Annotated in this window: 16 protein-coding genes and 1 pseudogene; 2 read left to right on the forward strand and 15 right to left on the reverse strand. The window is 67.9% G+C overall.

Going from position 1 to position 15732, the window contains the following annotated elements; all coding sequences use genetic code 11:
• Nucleotides 1–7 precede the first annotated feature (7 nt).
• The 11 genes from IXW21_RS05720 to hrcA are packed head-to-tail and all read right to left on the reverse strand — an operon-like array spanning nt 8 to nt 9082.
• A complete protein-coding gene (locus IXW21_RS05720; RefSeq protein WP_194763305.1) occupies nt 8–487 on the reverse strand; it encodes a peptidase inhibitor family I36 protein in 480 nt (159 codons plus the stop codon).
• The gene (locus tag IXW21_RS05725) at nt 484–1464 is read right to left on the reverse strand and encodes a hypothetical protein (RefSeq protein ID WP_194763499.1); all 981 of its coding nucleotides are present in this window, start codon (nt 1462–1464) and stop codon (nt 484–486) included. The genes IXW21_RS05720 and IXW21_RS05725 overlap by 4 nt, the downstream gene beginning before the upstream one ends.
• A 5-nt stretch (nt 1465–1469) precedes the next feature.
• The gene (locus IXW21_RS05730) at nt 1470–1985 is read right to left on the reverse strand and encodes an RNA polymerase sigma factor (RefSeq protein WP_194763306.1); all 516 of its coding nucleotides are present in this window, start codon (nt 1983–1985) and stop codon (nt 1470–1472) included.
• 51 nt (nt 1986–2036) lie between these two features.
• Complete coding sequence (gene era / locus IXW21_RS05735) at nt 2037–2933, reverse strand: GTPase Era (RefSeq protein WP_194763307.1); 897 nt, start codon at nt 2931–2933, stop codon at nt 2037–2039.
• Complete coding sequence (locus IXW21_RS05740; protein ID WP_194763308.1) at nt 2926–4221, reverse strand: hemolysin family protein; 1296 nt, start codon at nt 4219–4221, stop codon at nt 2926–2928. The genes era and IXW21_RS05740 overlap by 8 nt, the downstream gene beginning before the upstream one ends.
• Nucleotides 4218–4676, reverse strand: coding sequence for an rRNA maturation RNase YbeY (gene ybeY / locus IXW21_RS05745; RefSeq protein ID WP_194763309.1), 459 nt, complete (start codon nt 4674–4676; stop codon nt 4218–4220). The genes IXW21_RS05740 and ybeY overlap by 4 nt, the downstream gene beginning before the upstream one ends.
• Nucleotides 4677–4692: 16 nt before the next feature.
• The gene (locus IXW21_RS05750; protein ID WP_228528245.1) at nt 4693–5718 is read right to left on the reverse strand and encodes a PhoH family protein; all 1026 of its coding nucleotides are present in this window, start codon (nt 5716–5718) and stop codon (nt 4693–4695) included.
• A 46-nt stretch (nt 5719–5764) separates the two neighbouring features.
• Entirely contained in the window at nt 5765–6112 is a 348-nt protein-coding gene (locus IXW21_RS05755; RefSeq protein ID WP_194763310.1) for an HIT domain-containing protein, read from the reverse strand.
• Between the two features lie 44 nt (nt 6113–6156).
• The gene (locus IXW21_RS05760; protein ID WP_194763311.1) at nt 6157–6885 is read right to left on the reverse strand and encodes a 16S rRNA (uracil(1498)-N(3))-methyltransferase; all 729 of its coding nucleotides are present in this window, start codon (nt 6883–6885) and stop codon (nt 6157–6159) included.
• A gap of 10 nt (nt 6886–6895) precedes the next feature.
• Complete coding sequence (gene dnaJ / locus IXW21_RS05765; protein ID WP_194763312.1) at nt 6896–8014, reverse strand: molecular chaperone DnaJ; 1119 nt, start codon at nt 8012–8014, stop codon at nt 6896–6898.
• Between the two features lie 36 nt (nt 8015–8050).
• Nucleotides 8051–9082, reverse strand: coding sequence for a heat-inducible transcriptional repressor HrcA (gene hrcA / locus IXW21_RS05770; protein WP_194763313.1), 1032 nt, complete (start codon nt 9080–9082; stop codon nt 8051–8053).
• Nucleotides 9083–9172: 90 nt separating this feature from the next.
• Here hrcA and IXW21_RS05775 point away from each other — a divergent pair, with 90 nt between their 5' ends.
• Nucleotides 9173–10588, forward strand: a complete 1416-nt coding sequence (locus IXW21_RS05775; protein WP_228528211.1) for a carboxylesterase/lipase family protein — start codon at nt 9173–9175, stop codon at nt 10586–10588.
• Nucleotides 10589–10604: 16 nt separating this feature from the next.
• Here the strand turns inward: IXW21_RS05775 and hemW are convergent, their stop codons facing one another.
• The 4 genes from hemW to lepA are packed head-to-tail and all read right to left on the reverse strand — an operon-like array spanning nt 10605 to nt 14879.
• Nucleotides 10605–11822, reverse strand: coding sequence for a radical SAM family heme chaperone HemW (hemW, locus tag IXW21_RS05780; RefSeq protein ID WP_194763315.1), 1218 nt, complete (start codon nt 11820–11822; stop codon nt 10605–10607).
• A 16-nt stretch (nt 11823–11838) separates the two neighbouring features.
• Nucleotides 11839–12492, reverse strand: a complete 654-nt coding sequence (locus tag IXW21_RS05785) for a DUF1990 family protein (protein ID WP_194763316.1) — start codon at nt 12490–12492, stop codon at nt 11839–11841.
• 10 nt (nt 12493–12502) lie between these two features.
• Complete coding sequence (locus tag IXW21_RS05790) at nt 12503–13024, reverse strand: DUF1990 family protein (RefSeq protein WP_323742174.1); 522 nt, start codon at nt 13022–13024, stop codon at nt 12503–12505.
• 1 nt (nt 13025) lies between these two features.
• Nucleotides 13026–14879 carry a translation elongation factor 4 gene (gene lepA, locus IXW21_RS05795; RefSeq protein ID WP_194763317.1) on the reverse strand — a complete coding sequence of 618 codons (1854 nt, stop codon included), beginning with the start codon at nt 14877–14879 and terminating at the stop codon, nt 13026–13028.
• 267 nt (nt 14880–15146) lie between these two features.
• Between lepA and IXW21_RS18220 the strand changes: the two are divergent.
• Nucleotides 15147–15732 (forward strand): annotated as a pseudogene (locus tag IXW21_RS18220) (ABC transporter permease); the annotation flags it as partial.

Raw genomic sequence — 15732 nt, forward strand, 5'->3', positions numbered from 1 at the left:
CCTCTCCTCAGAGCACGCAGCGGAGGTTGGTCGCCGTGCCTGACACGTTCGCCCACCCGTTCGCGGCAGCCGTCGCGAGAACCGTGGTGACGTTGCGCGCCTGGGCGTATCCGCTCGAGCGCGCGTCCGCGATCGATCTCGTGACGAAGCTCGACGGGATGCTGTGCGTCGAGCACGTCGTCCAGCTCAGCTTGGCTCCGGTGAGCGAAGCTCCGGTGAAGGCGCACACCTGGCCGGTGGCGCAGGAGCCGACCGCCGCGCGCAGGCTGATCTCTCTGCGAGTCGGCACCGTCAGCGTCATGCCGAGTTCGGGCCACACGGCGTGGTTCCTGTCGATGATCACCCCGCCGGGCACCTCGTCCATCACCTCGACGATGAGGGTCGCGACCTCCTCATCGCCGAACCCCTCGGCATGCGCAGCTCCGCTCAGGGTCCCTGCCGCGAGAACGCCGAGGACGACCGCGGTGACGATCCGCCCGGATCTCATCGGATCAGACTCTCGTCCACATCCCACAGCGTGTACGACACCACGGCACCGGCATCGATGAGGTCGGTGTTCTCGAGATTGGTGCGCTCGATCCCGATGATGCGACCGGTGTCTGCGGAGATCAGCACGACATCGCTCGCTGTGCCGTCGTCGGACACGACCCGCAGGCCGGTCGCCGGACGCCCGAGGCGGTCGACCGTCGACCCCAGCCCCTGCGCGTCGCCCGTGGCTTCCAGGATGCCGAGCATCTGCGACTGCTGCTGGTCGGTCAGCGTCCACTGCTGCAACATCGTCGTCATGGCCGTCAGCAGCTCGGCCCCGGTGGGATCCGCAGGCATCCCGAATGCCCAGAGAGCCGCTTCGACGTCGCGCTCGCTGTTCCCGAACGGCTCCGGAACGGCGGTCGCGAACTGGCCGGGCTCGATCGGCAGATCGACAGAGACCTGTCCCGAACTGCTCACCTCGGCGCCCATGTTCGCGGTCGCGTCAGCGGGATCGTAGGGAACACCGAGCACGCTCGTCACGTGTCCGGATAGGTCCGCTTCCCACTCCAGGACGGTCAGCTGGGGAACGACCTCGGTCTCACCGGTGCTGCCGTCGATGGTGAAGGCCCAGCTCGCCGATCGCACGAGCCGCTCAGGAGCGACCGGACCGTCGCCCGATGCGAGCGCCTCCTGCGCGGTCTCGACGGTGGCTGCGGTGCTCATCGCCGACGTGAAGTCGAGTGGATCCAGACCCTCGGCGACCGCGTCGCCCTGCGGCACGAGAACCGCGACGGCGACCACAGCGGCTGCGGCGGCCGTCGCGAGGCCGGATGCCCACCCGACGGCGACGGCACGACTGCGTCGCGGAGCCCTCGAGTCGCGGATGATCCTGTCGCGCATCCTCAGCGCCGCGGCATCGGGATGCGCATCGCGAGGGGTCCGGGCGGGATCCGCGTCCGTCAACACTCGATCCAGCAGCGCGTGGTCGCCCATCGCCGTCACCCCGCCTCCTCCAGTCCGAGCGCCGCGCGCAGCTTCCGCTGTGCTCGACGCAGCGCCTTCCTCACTCGGATCTTCGGGCTGCGCAGTATCTCAGCGATCTCCCCCACCGCGAGCGCATCCCAGTATGTCAGCATGATGATACGCCGCTCAGTCCTGGATAGGACACCCAAAGCTGTGAGAACGCGCACCCGCATGGTGAGGTCAGCGGCGCCCTCCGCACCGGACATCCCCTGGTGCACCGCGTCGAGAGCCGTTCGTCGCGTGACCGCGCGAGCCGCGCGCGAGCGCAGCACGCGGTCGGCCGCGCGCAGAAGCCACAGATGATCCACGGGCTTCATCGGGTCGAGGCGCGACCAGGCGAGGAGGAAGATCTCGGAGACGATCTCGGTGACCTCGGCGTCGTCGTCGACGACACCCTCGACGTGATGCCGTACGCGCGCCCAGTTCGAATCGAAGAGCGCACTGAAGGCTCGATCCTTCTGCTTCTCGGCGTCGTCGCCGCGGGTGCTCATCTGTGACGTCCGGTGGAGCACCCGACCCGCTCAGCGTGTCGGACCTCCATCTCAGAAGCCGAGTCGACCGAGCTGCTTCGGGTCGCGCTGCCATTCCTTGGCGACCTTGACGTGCAGTCCCAGGAAGACCCGGGTGCCGAGGAGCTCTTCGATGCCGACGCGTGCCCGACGGCCCACATCGGCGAGTCTCTTGCCCTTGTGGCCGATGATGATCGCCTTCTGGCTGTCGCGCTCGACGACGATCGAGGCATGCACGTCGGTGAGGTCGCTGTCCTCACGGGGAGCGATGTCGTCGATCACCACGGCGATCGAATGCGGCAGCTCGTCGCGCACACCATCCAGCGCCGCCTCACGGATCATTTCCGCGATGCGATCCTCCTCGGACTCGTCTGTCGTGACACCTTCGCCGTACAGGGCGGGGCCCGTCGGCATGAGGGAGAGCACCTCGTCCGCGAGGACCTCGAGCTGATCGCGCGTCAGAGCGGACAGCGGTATCACCGCAGCCCAGTCCTCGCGCAGGGCATCGACCTCCAGGAGCCGTTCGGTGATCTCATCGCGACCTGCGGCGTCGGTCTTCGTCACGATCGCGACCTTCTTCGCGCGCGGGTAGCCGTCGAGGGACGCGGCGATCCGCCGATCTCCGGGGCCCACCTTCTCGGTCGCCGGCACGCAGAATCCGATCACGTCGACGTCGCCGAGGACCTGCTCTACCAGGTCGTTCAGCCGCTCGCCGAGAAGCGTCCGCGGCTTGTGGATGCCGGGGGTGTCGACGATCACGAGCTGACCCTCGGGGCGGTTCACGATTCCACGGATGGCACGTCGCGTCGTCTGGGGCTTCTCGCTGGTGATGGCGATCTTCTCGCCGACGAGCGCATTGGTGAGCGTCGACTTCCCGACGTTCGGTCGCCCCACGAAGGTCACGAACCCGCTTCGCGTCTGCTCAGTCATCGTCCTGGTCTCCTTCGTGCCCTGCTGATGCAGGATCATTCGCTGCGCGCTCGACGAACACCGTCGCGATGCCGCGCCCGCGCCCTCTCGACGCGCCGCCCGTCAGGGTGAGTCCCTCGACGGTCGCCATGGCTCCCGGCTGCGGCACCTGGCCGAGGGCCTTGCCCAGCAGGCCGCCGATGGAGTCGACATCGTCGTCCTCGAGTTCGAGTCCGAACAGATCGCCGACATCCTCCAGCGAGAGTCGGGCGCTCACGCGGTATCGTCCGTCGCCGAGTTCGACGACTTCTGCTGCCACTCGATCGTACTCGTCGGAGATCTCTCCCACGAGTTCCTCGATGAGGTCTTCGAGCGTCACGAGCCCCGAGATGCCGCCATGCTCGTCGATCACCAGGCACACGTGCACGGCGTCGCGCTTCATCTGCTGCAGAAGCGTCTCGGCGCGCATGGACTCGGGGACGAACGTCGCGGGGCGCGAGATCGGTCGGATCGACGCGGCCCGCCATGCGCTCTCGTCGCGGTACGCGAACTGCACGAGATCCTTCAGGTAGAGCACACCGACGACATCGTCCGCGTCGTCGTCGACCACCGGCATCCGCGAGACACCGCGCTGCAGGAACAGCGTCATGGCCTCGTCGGTGGTGGCGGTCGCATCGACCGTGACCATCTCGGTGCGCGGAACCATGACCGCGCGCACGAACTGGTCGGTGAAGTCGAACACCGAGTGGATCAGATCGCGGTCGTCGGCCTCGATGAGATCGTTCGACGCGGCCTCGTCGACCATGCTGAGCAGCTGCTCTTCAGAAGTGAACGAGCTGCGGCCGGTGCCGGGCGTGACACGGTTGCCCAGCACGACGAGGCCCTGCGCGATCGGACCCAGGAAGATGCGCAGACCGCGCACGATCGGTGCGTTGGCCCGGAGTATGCGATCGGCATGCTGGCGTCCGAAAGATCGCGGACTCGCACCGACGAGAACGAAGGTGATGCCGGTCATCAGCACCGCCGCAGCGAGCATCGCCCACCAGATGTTGTCGAAGAGGATGCTGAACGCGACGGTCACGAGCACGGCCGCCGCCGTCTCGGCGAGGACGCGGATGAAGGAGACCGAGTTGACGTGCGCATCCGGGTCCACCGCGATTCGCGCCAGTTGCCGGGCGTTGCGCCCCTCCGTTCCCATCTCCGCGATGTCGGAGCGCGAGGTGACACCGAAGGCCGCGTCGATCGCCGCCATGAGACCGCCGAAGGCGACCAGCAGCACCGCTCCCGCGAGCAGGAGAGCCGCAGTCATCGTCGACGTTCGACGGCAGCGAAGCCCTGGATGAGCTCCTTCTGCAGTCCGAACATCTCACGCTCCTCGTCGGGCTCTGCGTGGTCGAAGCCCAGCAGGTGCAGCAGCCCGTGCGTGGTGAGCAGGATGAGCTCGTCCATCAGCGTGTGTCCTGCCGCCTGCGCCTGAGCCTCGGCGACCTGCGGGCACAGCACGATGTCGCCGAGCAGGCCCGGAGCCGTCGGGCGGTCCTCCGCGCCGGGACGCAGCTCATCCATGGGGAAGCTGAGCACATCGGTGGGGCCGGGCTCGTCCATCCACTGCACGTGCAGCGCCTCCATGGCGCCCTCGTCGACGAGGACGATCGCGACCTCGGCATCGGGGCTGACATGCATCTGGGCGAGGTTGAAGTCCGTCAGTCGCTGGAGCACCGTCTCGTCGACGTCGATGGCCGACTCGTTGTTGATCTCGATCATTTCTGTGCTCGTTTCATCAGGAGAGGCCTCGTTTCGGCGTGCGGTCCCGGGGTCCGGGTCGCTGCGCACTTCGGCGCTCTGCACGGTTGGCGAACTCCGCCGCCTGCTCACGCTCGAAGCGCTGCGCGGTGCGGCGTTCGTCGTACTCGCTGTACGCGTCGACGATGCGGCCGACGAGAGAGTGCCGCACGACGTCGTCGCTCGTGAGCCGCGCGAAATGGATGTCGTCAATGCCGTCGAGCACGCGGGTCACCAGGCGGAGCCCGGAGGATCCCTGCGGAAGGTCGACCTGCGTGATGTCACCGGTGACGACCATCTTCGAGCCGAAACCGAGACGCGTGAGGAACATCTTCATCTGCTCGGGCGTCGTGTTCTGCGCCTCATCGAGCACCACGAACGAGTCGTTGAGCGTGCGGCCTCGCATGTACGCCAGCGGAGCGACCTCGATCGTCCCCGTGGCCATGAGACGAGGGACGATCTCGGGGTCCATCATCTCGTTCAACGCGTCGTACAGCGGGCGCAGATACGGGTCGATCTTGTCGGTGAGAGTGCCGGGCAGGAAACCCAGTCGCTCGCCGGCCTCGACCGCAGGACGCGTGAGGATGATGCGTGTGACCTCCTTGCGCTGCAGCGCCTGCACGGCCTTCGCCATCGCGAGGTAGGTCTTGCCGGTACCGGCCGGACCGATGCCGAACACGATCGTGTTCTCCTCGATCGCGTCGACGTACTCCTTCTGACCCAGGGTCTTGGGCCTGATGACCTTTCCGCGCGTCGACAGGATGGCCTCGCCCAGCACCTCGCTCGGACGCGGGCCGCCGTCGGTGCGCAGCAGGCGCGCAGAGCTGGAGACATCGCTCGGGGCCAGGTCGTGCCCCGCCTTGGTCATGGTGAGCAGCTCGTCGACGAGGGTCTTCGCCTTCTCGACAGCCTCCGCGCTCCCGGTCAGCGTGATCTCGTTACCGCGCACGAGCACCTGCACCTCGCGGTGCTCCTTCTCGAGCATCCGCAGCAGGCGGTCCTGCGGACCCAGCAGCTGCACCATGGCGACACCGTCGACGTACACGCGTTCGGTGATGATGTCTTGATCGTCAGAAGCCAACGAGCTTGTTCTCCTCGATGTTGCCGAGCACATGGGCGTGCACGTGGAAGACGGACTGAGCGGCGCTCGCGCCGTTGTTGAAGATGAGGCGGTACTCGCCGTTCGCGTGGTCATCGGCGAGCTGCTTCGCAGCCGCCACCATCTCGGCGAGCAGACCGGGGTCACCTGCCGCGAGCTCCGTGACGTCGCGGTAGTCCTCGGTCTTCGGGATCACCAGCGCGTGCAGAGGAGCCTGCGGATCGATGTCTCGGATCGCAAAGACCCGGCCGGTGTCCAGCAGGATCTCGCCCGGGATGTCACCGTTCAGGATGCGCGTGAAGATCGAGGGCTCTGCCATGGTCTCAGTCTACTGATCGGGTGGTGCAGAAGGCCCGAGCCTCGTCACCAGCGCTCGAGGGCCACCGACAGCACAGCGATCGCTGCCGGGCCCGCGGTCGAGGTTCGCAGCACGGTGTCTCCGAGCAGCACGCGTTCGGCTCCTGCGTCGACCAGGCGTGACATCTCGTCGTCGGAGATGCCCCCCTCGGGTCCGACCACCAGCACGAGGTCCCGACCGTCGGGCGTCACCTGCGAGAGGCTGAGGGGCGCTGTGGGGTCGAGCAGAAGGACCCGCTGCTGCGATGCACGCGCGGCGAGTTCCTTCGTCGTCACCGGCGCGACGACCTCGGGGACCCACGCGCGATGCGCCTGCTTGGCCGCCTCACGGACGATGCTCGCCCACCGCTCGCGGCCTTTGACGGCCTTCGGACCCTCCCAGCGCGAGACGCTGCGACTCGCCTGCCACGGGACGATCTCGTCGACACCGAGCTCGCACGCCGCCTGCACCGCCAACTCGTCGCGGTCGCCCTTCGCGAGCGCCTGCACGAGGACGATCCGAGGCGTCGGCGCGGGCTCGACCGTGCGCTGCGAGACGCGCACATCGACCCGTGCGGGGGTCACCTCTTCCGCGACCCCGCTGAGCCAGACCCCGGCGCCGTCCCCGACGGTGACGGACTCGCCCACGCGCAGCCGTCGGACCACCGCCGCGTGCTTGGCTTCGGCCCCCGTCAGCACCACGAGGTCGCCGACGGCCGTATCCGACGAGGATTCGACGAGAAAATGCAGTGCCATGGGACGCCGATCAGTGCGAACGGAAACGATCGCGGAACTTCGAGAAGAGTCCCTGCTGGAACTGCGCCAGCTGCGGCGCCGGAGCTTTGGTCTTCTTCGCGAAGTCCTCGATCAGCCTGCGCTGTGCCGAATCGATCTTGGTCGGCGTCAGCACCTGCACGCCGACCCTGAGGTCGCCGCGCTGGGTGCCGCGCAGCGGCGTGATGCCCCGCCCCTTGATCGTCAGCACGTCGCCGGACTGCACGCCGGGCCGGATCTCGAGGTCGACCTCGCCATCGAGTCCCTGGATCGTCGTCTCCGTGCCGAGGATGGCATCGGTCATGGCGACCTCGAGGGTCGCGAGCAGGTCATCGCCGTCGCGGCTGAACGCCGGGTGGGCGTTGACGGTGACCTCGACGTACAGATCGCCGTTGGGCCCGCCGGCCTTGCCGACTTCGCCGGATCCAGGGAGCTGCAGGCGCAGGCCCGTCTCGACGCCGGCCGGGATGTCGAGCGACACCGTGCGACGCGAACGCACACGTCCCTGGCCGCCGCACGTGCCGCACGGATAAGGGATGGTCGTGCCGTAGCCCTCGCACGTGCCGCAGGGCTGCGAGGTGACGACGTTGCCGAGCAGGCTGCGCACCTGACGCTGCACGTGGCCCGATCCACCGCAGATGTCGCAGGTGACGGGGGACGTGCCCTCCTGGCAGCACGAGCCGTTGCAGGTCTCGCACAGCACGGCCGTGTCGACGTCGATGTCGCGATGCGCGCCGAAGACGACGTCGCCGAGATCGAGGGTGACGCGCACGAGCGCGTCTTGACCTCGCTCGCGACGGGAGCGAGGTCGCGCGCCACGTCCGCCGCCCTGGGCCGCACCGAAGAAGGTCTCGAAGATGTCACCGAAGCCACCGAAGCCTCCGCCGAAGTTGCCTGCGGCGCCGTCTCCCCCGCCCATGTCGTATCGACGACGCGAATCGTCGTCGCTCAGCACGTCGTAGGCATGCGTGACGAGCTTGAACCGCTCCGCCGCATCCTCACCCGGGTTCACGTCCGGGTGGAGCTGACGTGCGAGTCGTCGATATGCCTTCTTGATCTCGTCGGTGGAAGCGTCGCGGGAGACGCCGAGTACCTCGTAGTGATCCGCCACAATGGCCCTTCTGCGTGTCGTGTCAGGACGCCCGCGTCAGCGGGCGGCCTCGTCTTCGTCGAGCATCCGCGACAGGTAGCGGGCCACAGCCCGTGCCGCCGCGAGGTTGCTCGGATAGTCCATGCGGGTCGGCCCCATCACGCCGACTCGAGCGGTGCCGCTGGGAGCGGCGTAGTTGCTCGCCACGATCGACGCCTCACCCAGCCCGAACGAGGCGTTCTCCGTGCCGATGCTCGCCGCGAGCCCGTGCGAGTCGGCCTCCATCTCGCTCATCAGCCGCAACAGGGTGACCTGCTCCTCGATCGCCTCGAGCAGCGGATGGATGCTGCCGCGGAAGTCCTGCTCGCGGCGGGCGAGCGTAGCGGCACCGGCCATCACGAGGCGCTCCTGCCGGAACTGGCCGAGCTCGTCGATGATGATGGTCGCGAGCGCGCGGAGGACCTGGTCGTTCGCGTGCTCGTCGGCCGCGAGCAGTGTCTGCAGCCGGTCGGCGGCGTCGCTCACCGCCCGCCCGGTGATGAGCGCGGAGAGTCGCGCACGCAGCACAGCCATGTCAGTCTCGTCGACCACCGCTGGCAGCGGGGCCATGCGCTGGGACACCCCACCTGCGTCGGTGACGAGGACGATGAGCAGACGTGTCGGCGCGAGCGCGACGAGCTCGATGTGGGTGAGGTTCGCGCGGGCGAACGAGGGGTACTGCGCGAGCGCCACCTGACCGGTGAGCTGTGTGAGCACCCGGACCGTGCGGACCATGAGGTCATCGAGATCGGCCGGATCGGTGAGGAAGGACTCGATCGCAGTGCGCTGTGCTCCCGAGAGCGGGCGCAGCTGGGCGAGATGATCGACGAAGACCCGATATCCCTTGTCGGTCGGAACGCGGCCGGAGGAGGTGTGCGGCGCGGCGATCAGCTCTTCGTCTTCGAGCAGCGCCATGTCGTTGCGGATCGTCGCGGCCGACACCCCGAAGGAGTATCGGTCGACGATGGATCGGCTGCCGACGGGCTCATGCGTCTCGACGTAGTCCTGCACGATCGCACGGAGGACCTGAAGGCCTCGCTCGCTGACCATCGCATCTCCTCCCTCTGGCACTCACCGGCTACGAGTGCCAATTCTACCCGCCGAGGAGCGCGCCGCGCTGATCCCCCTACGATGAGCACCATGAGTGTCGCGCCGCAGGCCACCGTGTCCACCGGAATCGTGCGGGGCGACGCGATCGACGGAGTGCATCGCTACCTCGGCATCCCGTACGCCGCCTCCCCGTTCGGGCCGAACCGCTTTCGCGGGCCGCAGCCCGCTCCCGCGTGGGAGGGCGCCCGCGACGCCACGGCGTTCGGGCCGACGGCTCCACAGCATCCGTACCCCGGGGCGATCGGAGAATTGCTGGGTTCGGTCGAGATCCCGGGAGACGAGATCCTCTCGGTCAACGTCTGGGCACCGGAGGATGCCGCGGGGGCGCCGGTCGTGCTCTGGATCCACGGCGGCGCGCTCGAGCGGGGTACCGCCGCACTCCCGCTCTACGACGGGACCGCGTTCGCCCGCGCCGGGATCGTGTTCGCGTCGATCAACTACCGTCTGGGCTCCGAGGGCTTCTCGGTGCTCGACGGGGCCCCTCGAAATCTCGGTCTGCAGGACGCCGCGGCAGGACTCGCCTGGGTGCACAGCGAGATCGCCTCGTTCGGCGGCGACCCGTCGCAGATCACGGCCATGGGCGAATCCGCCGGGGGCGCGATCGTCGCCGGTCTGCTCGCGACCCCCTCGTCGCGCTCGATGATCGCGCGGGCGATCATCGAATCCGGACCGCTCGAGGCGCAGACCGCGAAGAAAGCGGGCCGCGTCACGACGCAGCTGGCGAAGCGGCTCGGCATCAGGGCCGACCGCGCGAGCTTCCTCGGAGCATCTCCCGCGAAGCTGCTCCATGCGCGCAGGCGACAGGCCGCCGGTTCTTCTCCGCTGGGCGGGGCCCCGGGGTTCCAGTTCGCGCTGGATGCCGATTCTCTTCCCCGCTCGCCGCACGAGGTCCTCGCCGACACCGACATCCCGCTTCTCATCGGGAGCAATACCGACGAGTATCGCCTCTGGTTCCCTCCGGCGGCCCTCGCCGGCATCAGCGAGGCGAAGCTGCTGCTCGCACGTCTCGCCCTGCGGATCCCGCGGACGGCCGTCACCGCCTATCGCGTGGCCTTTCCCGGAGCCTCCACGGGCGAGATCTTCGGTCAGCTCGCCACGGACATCATGCTGCGCGCGCCGCTGACCCGGTTGGCCCGGGCGCGCACAGCGCCGACGTACGTCTACGAGTTCGCCTGGCAGAGTCGGGTTCGCGACCTGCGTGCAGCCCACGCCCTCGAGCTGGGCTTCGTGTTCGATCGCCTCCGGGATCCCGAAGCACAGCGCCTCGCCGGAGCCGATGCGCCGCAGAACCTTGCAGACGAGATGCACTCGGCCTGGATCGCCTTCATCAAGACCGGTGACCCGGGGTGGCCGCGGTTCGGTCCCGAACGGATGACGCGACTGTTCGACACCCAGACCTTCACCGCCGCACAGCGACGTGCAGAGGCACTCGACCTGCTGCCGTAGCGACCCCGACGCGTGGTCAGTCCGTGAGCTCGCGCACCACGGCGTCAGCGAGCAGGCGTCCACGAAGCGTGAGCTGCACGCGCCCGCGCACCGCGGCGGCGGGGTCGACGAGGCCGTCCGCGATCAGGCCGGCGACGCGTGTGCGCTTGTCCGGCTGCAGGTCGGCGACCGCGATCCCCTCACGGATGCGGCTCAGCAGCAGAATCCGCTCCAGGGTCCTGGATGCCGCGTCCGGACGCTCGGTTCCGGCGGCCGGCGACTCCTCGGCGGCGAGACGCTGCGCATAGGCGGCCGGGTGCTTCACGTTCCACCACCGGAGCCCTGCGACGTGACTGTGCGCGCCGGGGCCGAAGCCCCACCAGTCACTCCCCCGCCAGTACGCGAGGTTGTGACGCGAGCGCTGTTCCACCGTGCGCGACCAGTTGCTGATCTCGTACCAGTCGAAGCCCGCCGCTGCGAGACGCGCATCGGCGAGCTCGTACATGTCGGCCTGCAGATCGTCGTCCGGCGTCGGCACCTCGCCTCGGCGGATCTGCCGTGCAAGCTTCGTGCCGTCCTCGATGATCAGCGCGTAGGCCGAGATGTGGTCCGACTCGAGTGCGAGCGCCGCGTCGAGCGACGCCTCCCAATCACCGAGCGTCTCACCGGGGGCGCCGTAGATGAGGTCCACGCTCACGGCGAGGCCTGCGTCCTTCGCCGCGGCGACCGCCGTCGTCACGTTCTCGGGGCGATGGGTGCGGTCGAGAGCGGCGAGCACATGCGGCACTGCTGACTGCATGCCGATCGACAGCCTCGTCACACCGGCATCCGCGAGTGTGACGAGGACCTCGGGGGTCACCGTGTCCGGGTTCGCCTCGACCGTGACCTCGGCGCCGTCCGTCAGACCGAACGCATCGGTCGCCGCACCGAGCATCCGGGCGAGATCTCCCGCGGGCAGGAGAGTCGGCGTGCCTCCACCGAAGAACACGGTGTCCATCGGGCGCAGCGCTCCGGCATCCGACAACACCTCCTTCGCGAGAGCGATCTCGGCGAGCAGCGTCGAGGCGTAGTCCTCCTGCTTGGCGCCGCGCAGCTCGCCCGAGGTGTACGTGTTGAAGTCGCAGTACCCGCATCGCACACGGCAGAACGGGATGTGCAGGTACGCGGAGAACGGCGCAGAGGGGTCGATCGGCAGATCGGTGGGAAGGCGGCCGTCGGCCGGGGCCGGATCGCCGAGCGGCAGGGGTCCGGCCATCAGAGGGCTGAGTTCATCAGAGCGGCGTCGCGTAGAGCGGCGAGATGGCACGCAGATACCGGGCGAACAGCTCGCGTCGGCGGCGCTTCACGAGAGCCGGGACCGTGCGATAGAGCAGCGAGTTCGGCGCGTCGAACGCCCGCACCGTGAACCACACCTCATCGTTGTCCTCGCGCCAGTCGATGTCGAACGATTCCTCGCCGCGGACGACGGAGCCGCCGACCGTGCCGAGGACGAAACCGATGCGACGCTTCTCTTCCGTCACCGAGATCACGCGGAGCTCCGCGTCGGCTCGCATGCCCGCGACTCTGCCGTGCAGACGCAGAGTCATTCCGGGACCCGCGAACGGCGTGCCCTCGGCGTCGAAACGCTGCTCGACGTCGTTCTTGCTCGGGGCGATCGGAGTGCCCTCCGCGTCGAAGCTCACGCCCGCATAGGCCGGTCCGGGCGCCGGGCGCACATCATCGACGCTGAGCCCCGAGGCGCGCTGCGCCGTCCAGGTCAGAAGCGATTCGCCAGCGGACTGGAAGCGCTCGAGGCCGCTGCCGATGCGCCAGGAGTTCTCGGCCGGGATGCTGCGCTCCGGCGGATACTGCATCAGATCCGGGGCGTGGGTCGCACCCACGGCCGCATAGTCCACCGTGTCGTCTCGGAAAGTCCCGCGCCGCATGAGAGCCAGCCTACTTGGCATTACCTGGACGATCACTCACCCCGAGCTCTCGGGCCTGTCTGCAGCACTCGATCTCCGACTCGACGCTCGAGATGTAGCGACGGAACACCCTGCGCTGCATGACGCGGAGAACCGGCGTCAGGAGCCACCATCGCAGGGTCGACGGGCGCGAGATCGATCGCGCGGTGAACCGCCCGTCCTCGAGGACGAACGATTCCTCTCCGTAGATGGGGTGCCCCGGGCGCGTCTCGTAGCCGAATCCGTGCCCGTCGGCCCACACCACGCGGATCGGCTCAGCGAAGTGCACCCCGAGCACGGTCTTGCCGAGGCGGCCTTCCTGCTCGGCGACGGGATCGTCCCCGGGCGCCTCGAATCCGGCGCGCCTCTTGAACTCCCATGAGGTGATGAGCGCGGCGACGCACTCCTGGGCATACTCCGGCACCGCCACCGAACGCTGGGCGCCGCGCATCCGCTTCGGGACGTCGCGGAGCGGATGCCGTGTCAGGCCGCGCTCGTACCGCGGCAGCCTCACGCTACTTCTTGTCCTTGCCCTCGACGTCGCCGGAGAGCGCTGCGATGAACGCCTCCTGAGGGACCTCGACGCGACCGACCATCTTCATGCGCTTCTTGCCCTCCTTCTGCTTCTCGAGGAGCTTGCGCTTTCGGGAGATGTCACCGCCGTAGCACTTGGCGAGCACGTCCTTCCGGAGCGCCCGGATCGTCTCGCGGGCGATGATCCTGGCACCGATGGCGGCCTGGATCGGCACCTCGAAGTTCTGGCGGGGGATCAGCTTGCGCAGACGCTCCGTCATCAGCGTCCCGTATGCGTAAGCCTTGTCACGGTGCACGATCGAGCTGAACGCATCGACCTTGTCACCCTGCAGCAGGATGTCGACCTTCACAAGGTCCGCCTCCTGCTGTCCGGCGGGCTCGTAGTCGAGCGACGCGTAGCCCTGTGTTTTGGACTTGAGCTGATCGAAGAAATCGAAGACGATCTCGCCGAGCGGCATCGTGTAGCGCAGCTCGACGCGCTCCTCGGAGAAGTACTCCATGCCCAGCAGCGTCCCTCGGCGCGACTGGCACAGCTCCATCACCGTGCCTACGTAGTCCTTCGGCAGGAGGATCGCCGTCTTGACCATCGGCTCCGACACCGAGCCGATGCGGCCGTCGGGGTACTCGCTCGGATTGGTCACCGTCACCGTCTCACCCGTGTCGCTGGTGAGGACCTCGTAGATCACGCTCGGCGCGGTGGTGATGAGATCGAGGCCGAACTCGCGTTCGAGACGCTCGGTGATGATCTCGAGGTGCAGGAGTCCGAGGAATCCGCAGCGGAACCCGAACCCGAGGGCGACCGAGGTCTCCGGCTCGTACTGCAGCGAGGCGTCGGAGAGCTTCAGCTTGTCGAGCGCCTCGCGAAGGTCGGCGTAGTCGCTGCCGTCGATCGGGTAGATGCCCGAGAACACCATCGGCTTCGGGTCGGTGTAGCCGGCGAGGGCTTCGGACGCGGGCTTGCGTGCCGCCGTGATCGTGTCGCCGACCTTCGACAGACGCACGTCCTTCACGCCGGTGATGAGGTAGCCGACCTCTCCGACGCCGAGCCCCTTCGTGGGGATGGGCTCGGGGCTCGACACACCGACCTCGAGCGCGTCATGGTTCGCGCCCGTCGACATCATCTGGATGCGCTCGCGCGGCGAGAGACTGCCGTCGACCATGCGCACGTAGGTGACGACACCACGGTAGGCGTCGTAGACCGAGTCGAAGATCATGGCGCGAGCCGGAGCATCCGCATCGCCCACAGGGGCCGGGATCTCCTGCACCAGGCGATCGAGCAGGGCTTCGACGCCCACGCCCGTCTTGCCCGAGACGCGCAGCACGTCCTCCGGCTTGCCGCCGATCAGCGATGCCAGCTCCTTGGCGTACTTCTCAGGATCGGCCGCGGGCAGGTCGATCTTGTTGAGCACCGGGATGATGTGCAGGTCGTTCTCGAGAGCCAGGTACAGGTTCGCGAGCGTCTGGGCCTCGATGCCCTGCGCGGCGTCGACAAGGAGGATCGCGCCCTCGCAGGCGGCGAGCGACCGGGAGACCTCATAGGTGAAGTCGACGTGACCCGGAGTGTCGATCATGTTGAGGGCGAACGTCTCGCCCTCGAGCTCCCAGGGCATGCGGACGGCCTGGCTCTTGATGGTGATGCCGCGCTCGCGCTCGATGTCCATGCGGTCCAGATACTGGGCGCGCATGTCGCGATCCGAGACCACGCCGGTGATCTGGAGCATGCGGTCGGCGAGGGTCGACTTGCCGTGATCGATGTGCGCGATGATGCAGAAATTGCGGATCTTCGTCGCAGGCGTCGCGGCAGGCTGAAGCGGAGTGAGGGCGCGTGGTGACATGTCCCGTCGATTCTACGGTGCGGCGCGACCGATGCCCGATTCGGCTCCCCAGTGCAATATCCCAGTTCAATCAGGATGGTGATATTCTGCCGAGGTTGCCCGGGAGCCATCCGTGACACCGGATCCCGTGAGCGATAAGACTCCGTCACACACCATGCGGCGAGTCGATTCGCGCAGATCGGCAGGCGGTGCACGGCCGTCTCCCTCCGGCTCAGAGTTGCGTCGGCTGTTCCCGAGCGCGTCTGAAACAGAGAGAGAATCAACACCTTGATCAAGTATCTCGTGCGCCGCGCACTCGGCTGGCTGCTGATGATCGTGGTCGCGACCAACGTGACCTACTTCCTGGCCTGGTCGTTCCTCGATCCGCGGAGCAACTACGTCGGTCGCCGCCCTCCGCTCACTCCCGATGAGATCACGCGGATGCTGGAGCCGTTCAACCTGAGCGACACCGTCCCGCTCCTCGAGCGCTGGTGGACCTGGTTCAGTGGCATCCTCTTCCGCTGGGACTGGGGGCAGAGCCCCGTCGGCCAGTCCGTGAACGACCAGATCGCCTATCGCATGTGGGTCTCGGGCGAGCTGGTGATCGGCGCCACCATCCTCGGCGCCGTCCTGGGAATCGGACTCGGCGTCTACACCGCCTCGCGCCAGTACAAGCTCGGTGACCGGATCGGTCAGGCGACGTCGATCGTCACGATGAACATCCCCATCGTCGTCGCCGCGCTCGGGATCGTCCTCCTCGCGATCGCTTTCAACGAGTGGGCAGGTGTGCGCGTCTTCTACGTCACGGGCGCCGGAAGCAAGGGCGTCGAAGGCTTCTTCCCCTACATCATCGACAAGCTGCAGCATCTGACGC

The organism is Microbacterium sp. UFMG61 (assembly GCF_015354505.1).
Taxonomy (GTDB): domain Bacteria; phylum Actinomycetota; class Actinomycetes; order Actinomycetales; family Microbacteriaceae; genus Microbacterium.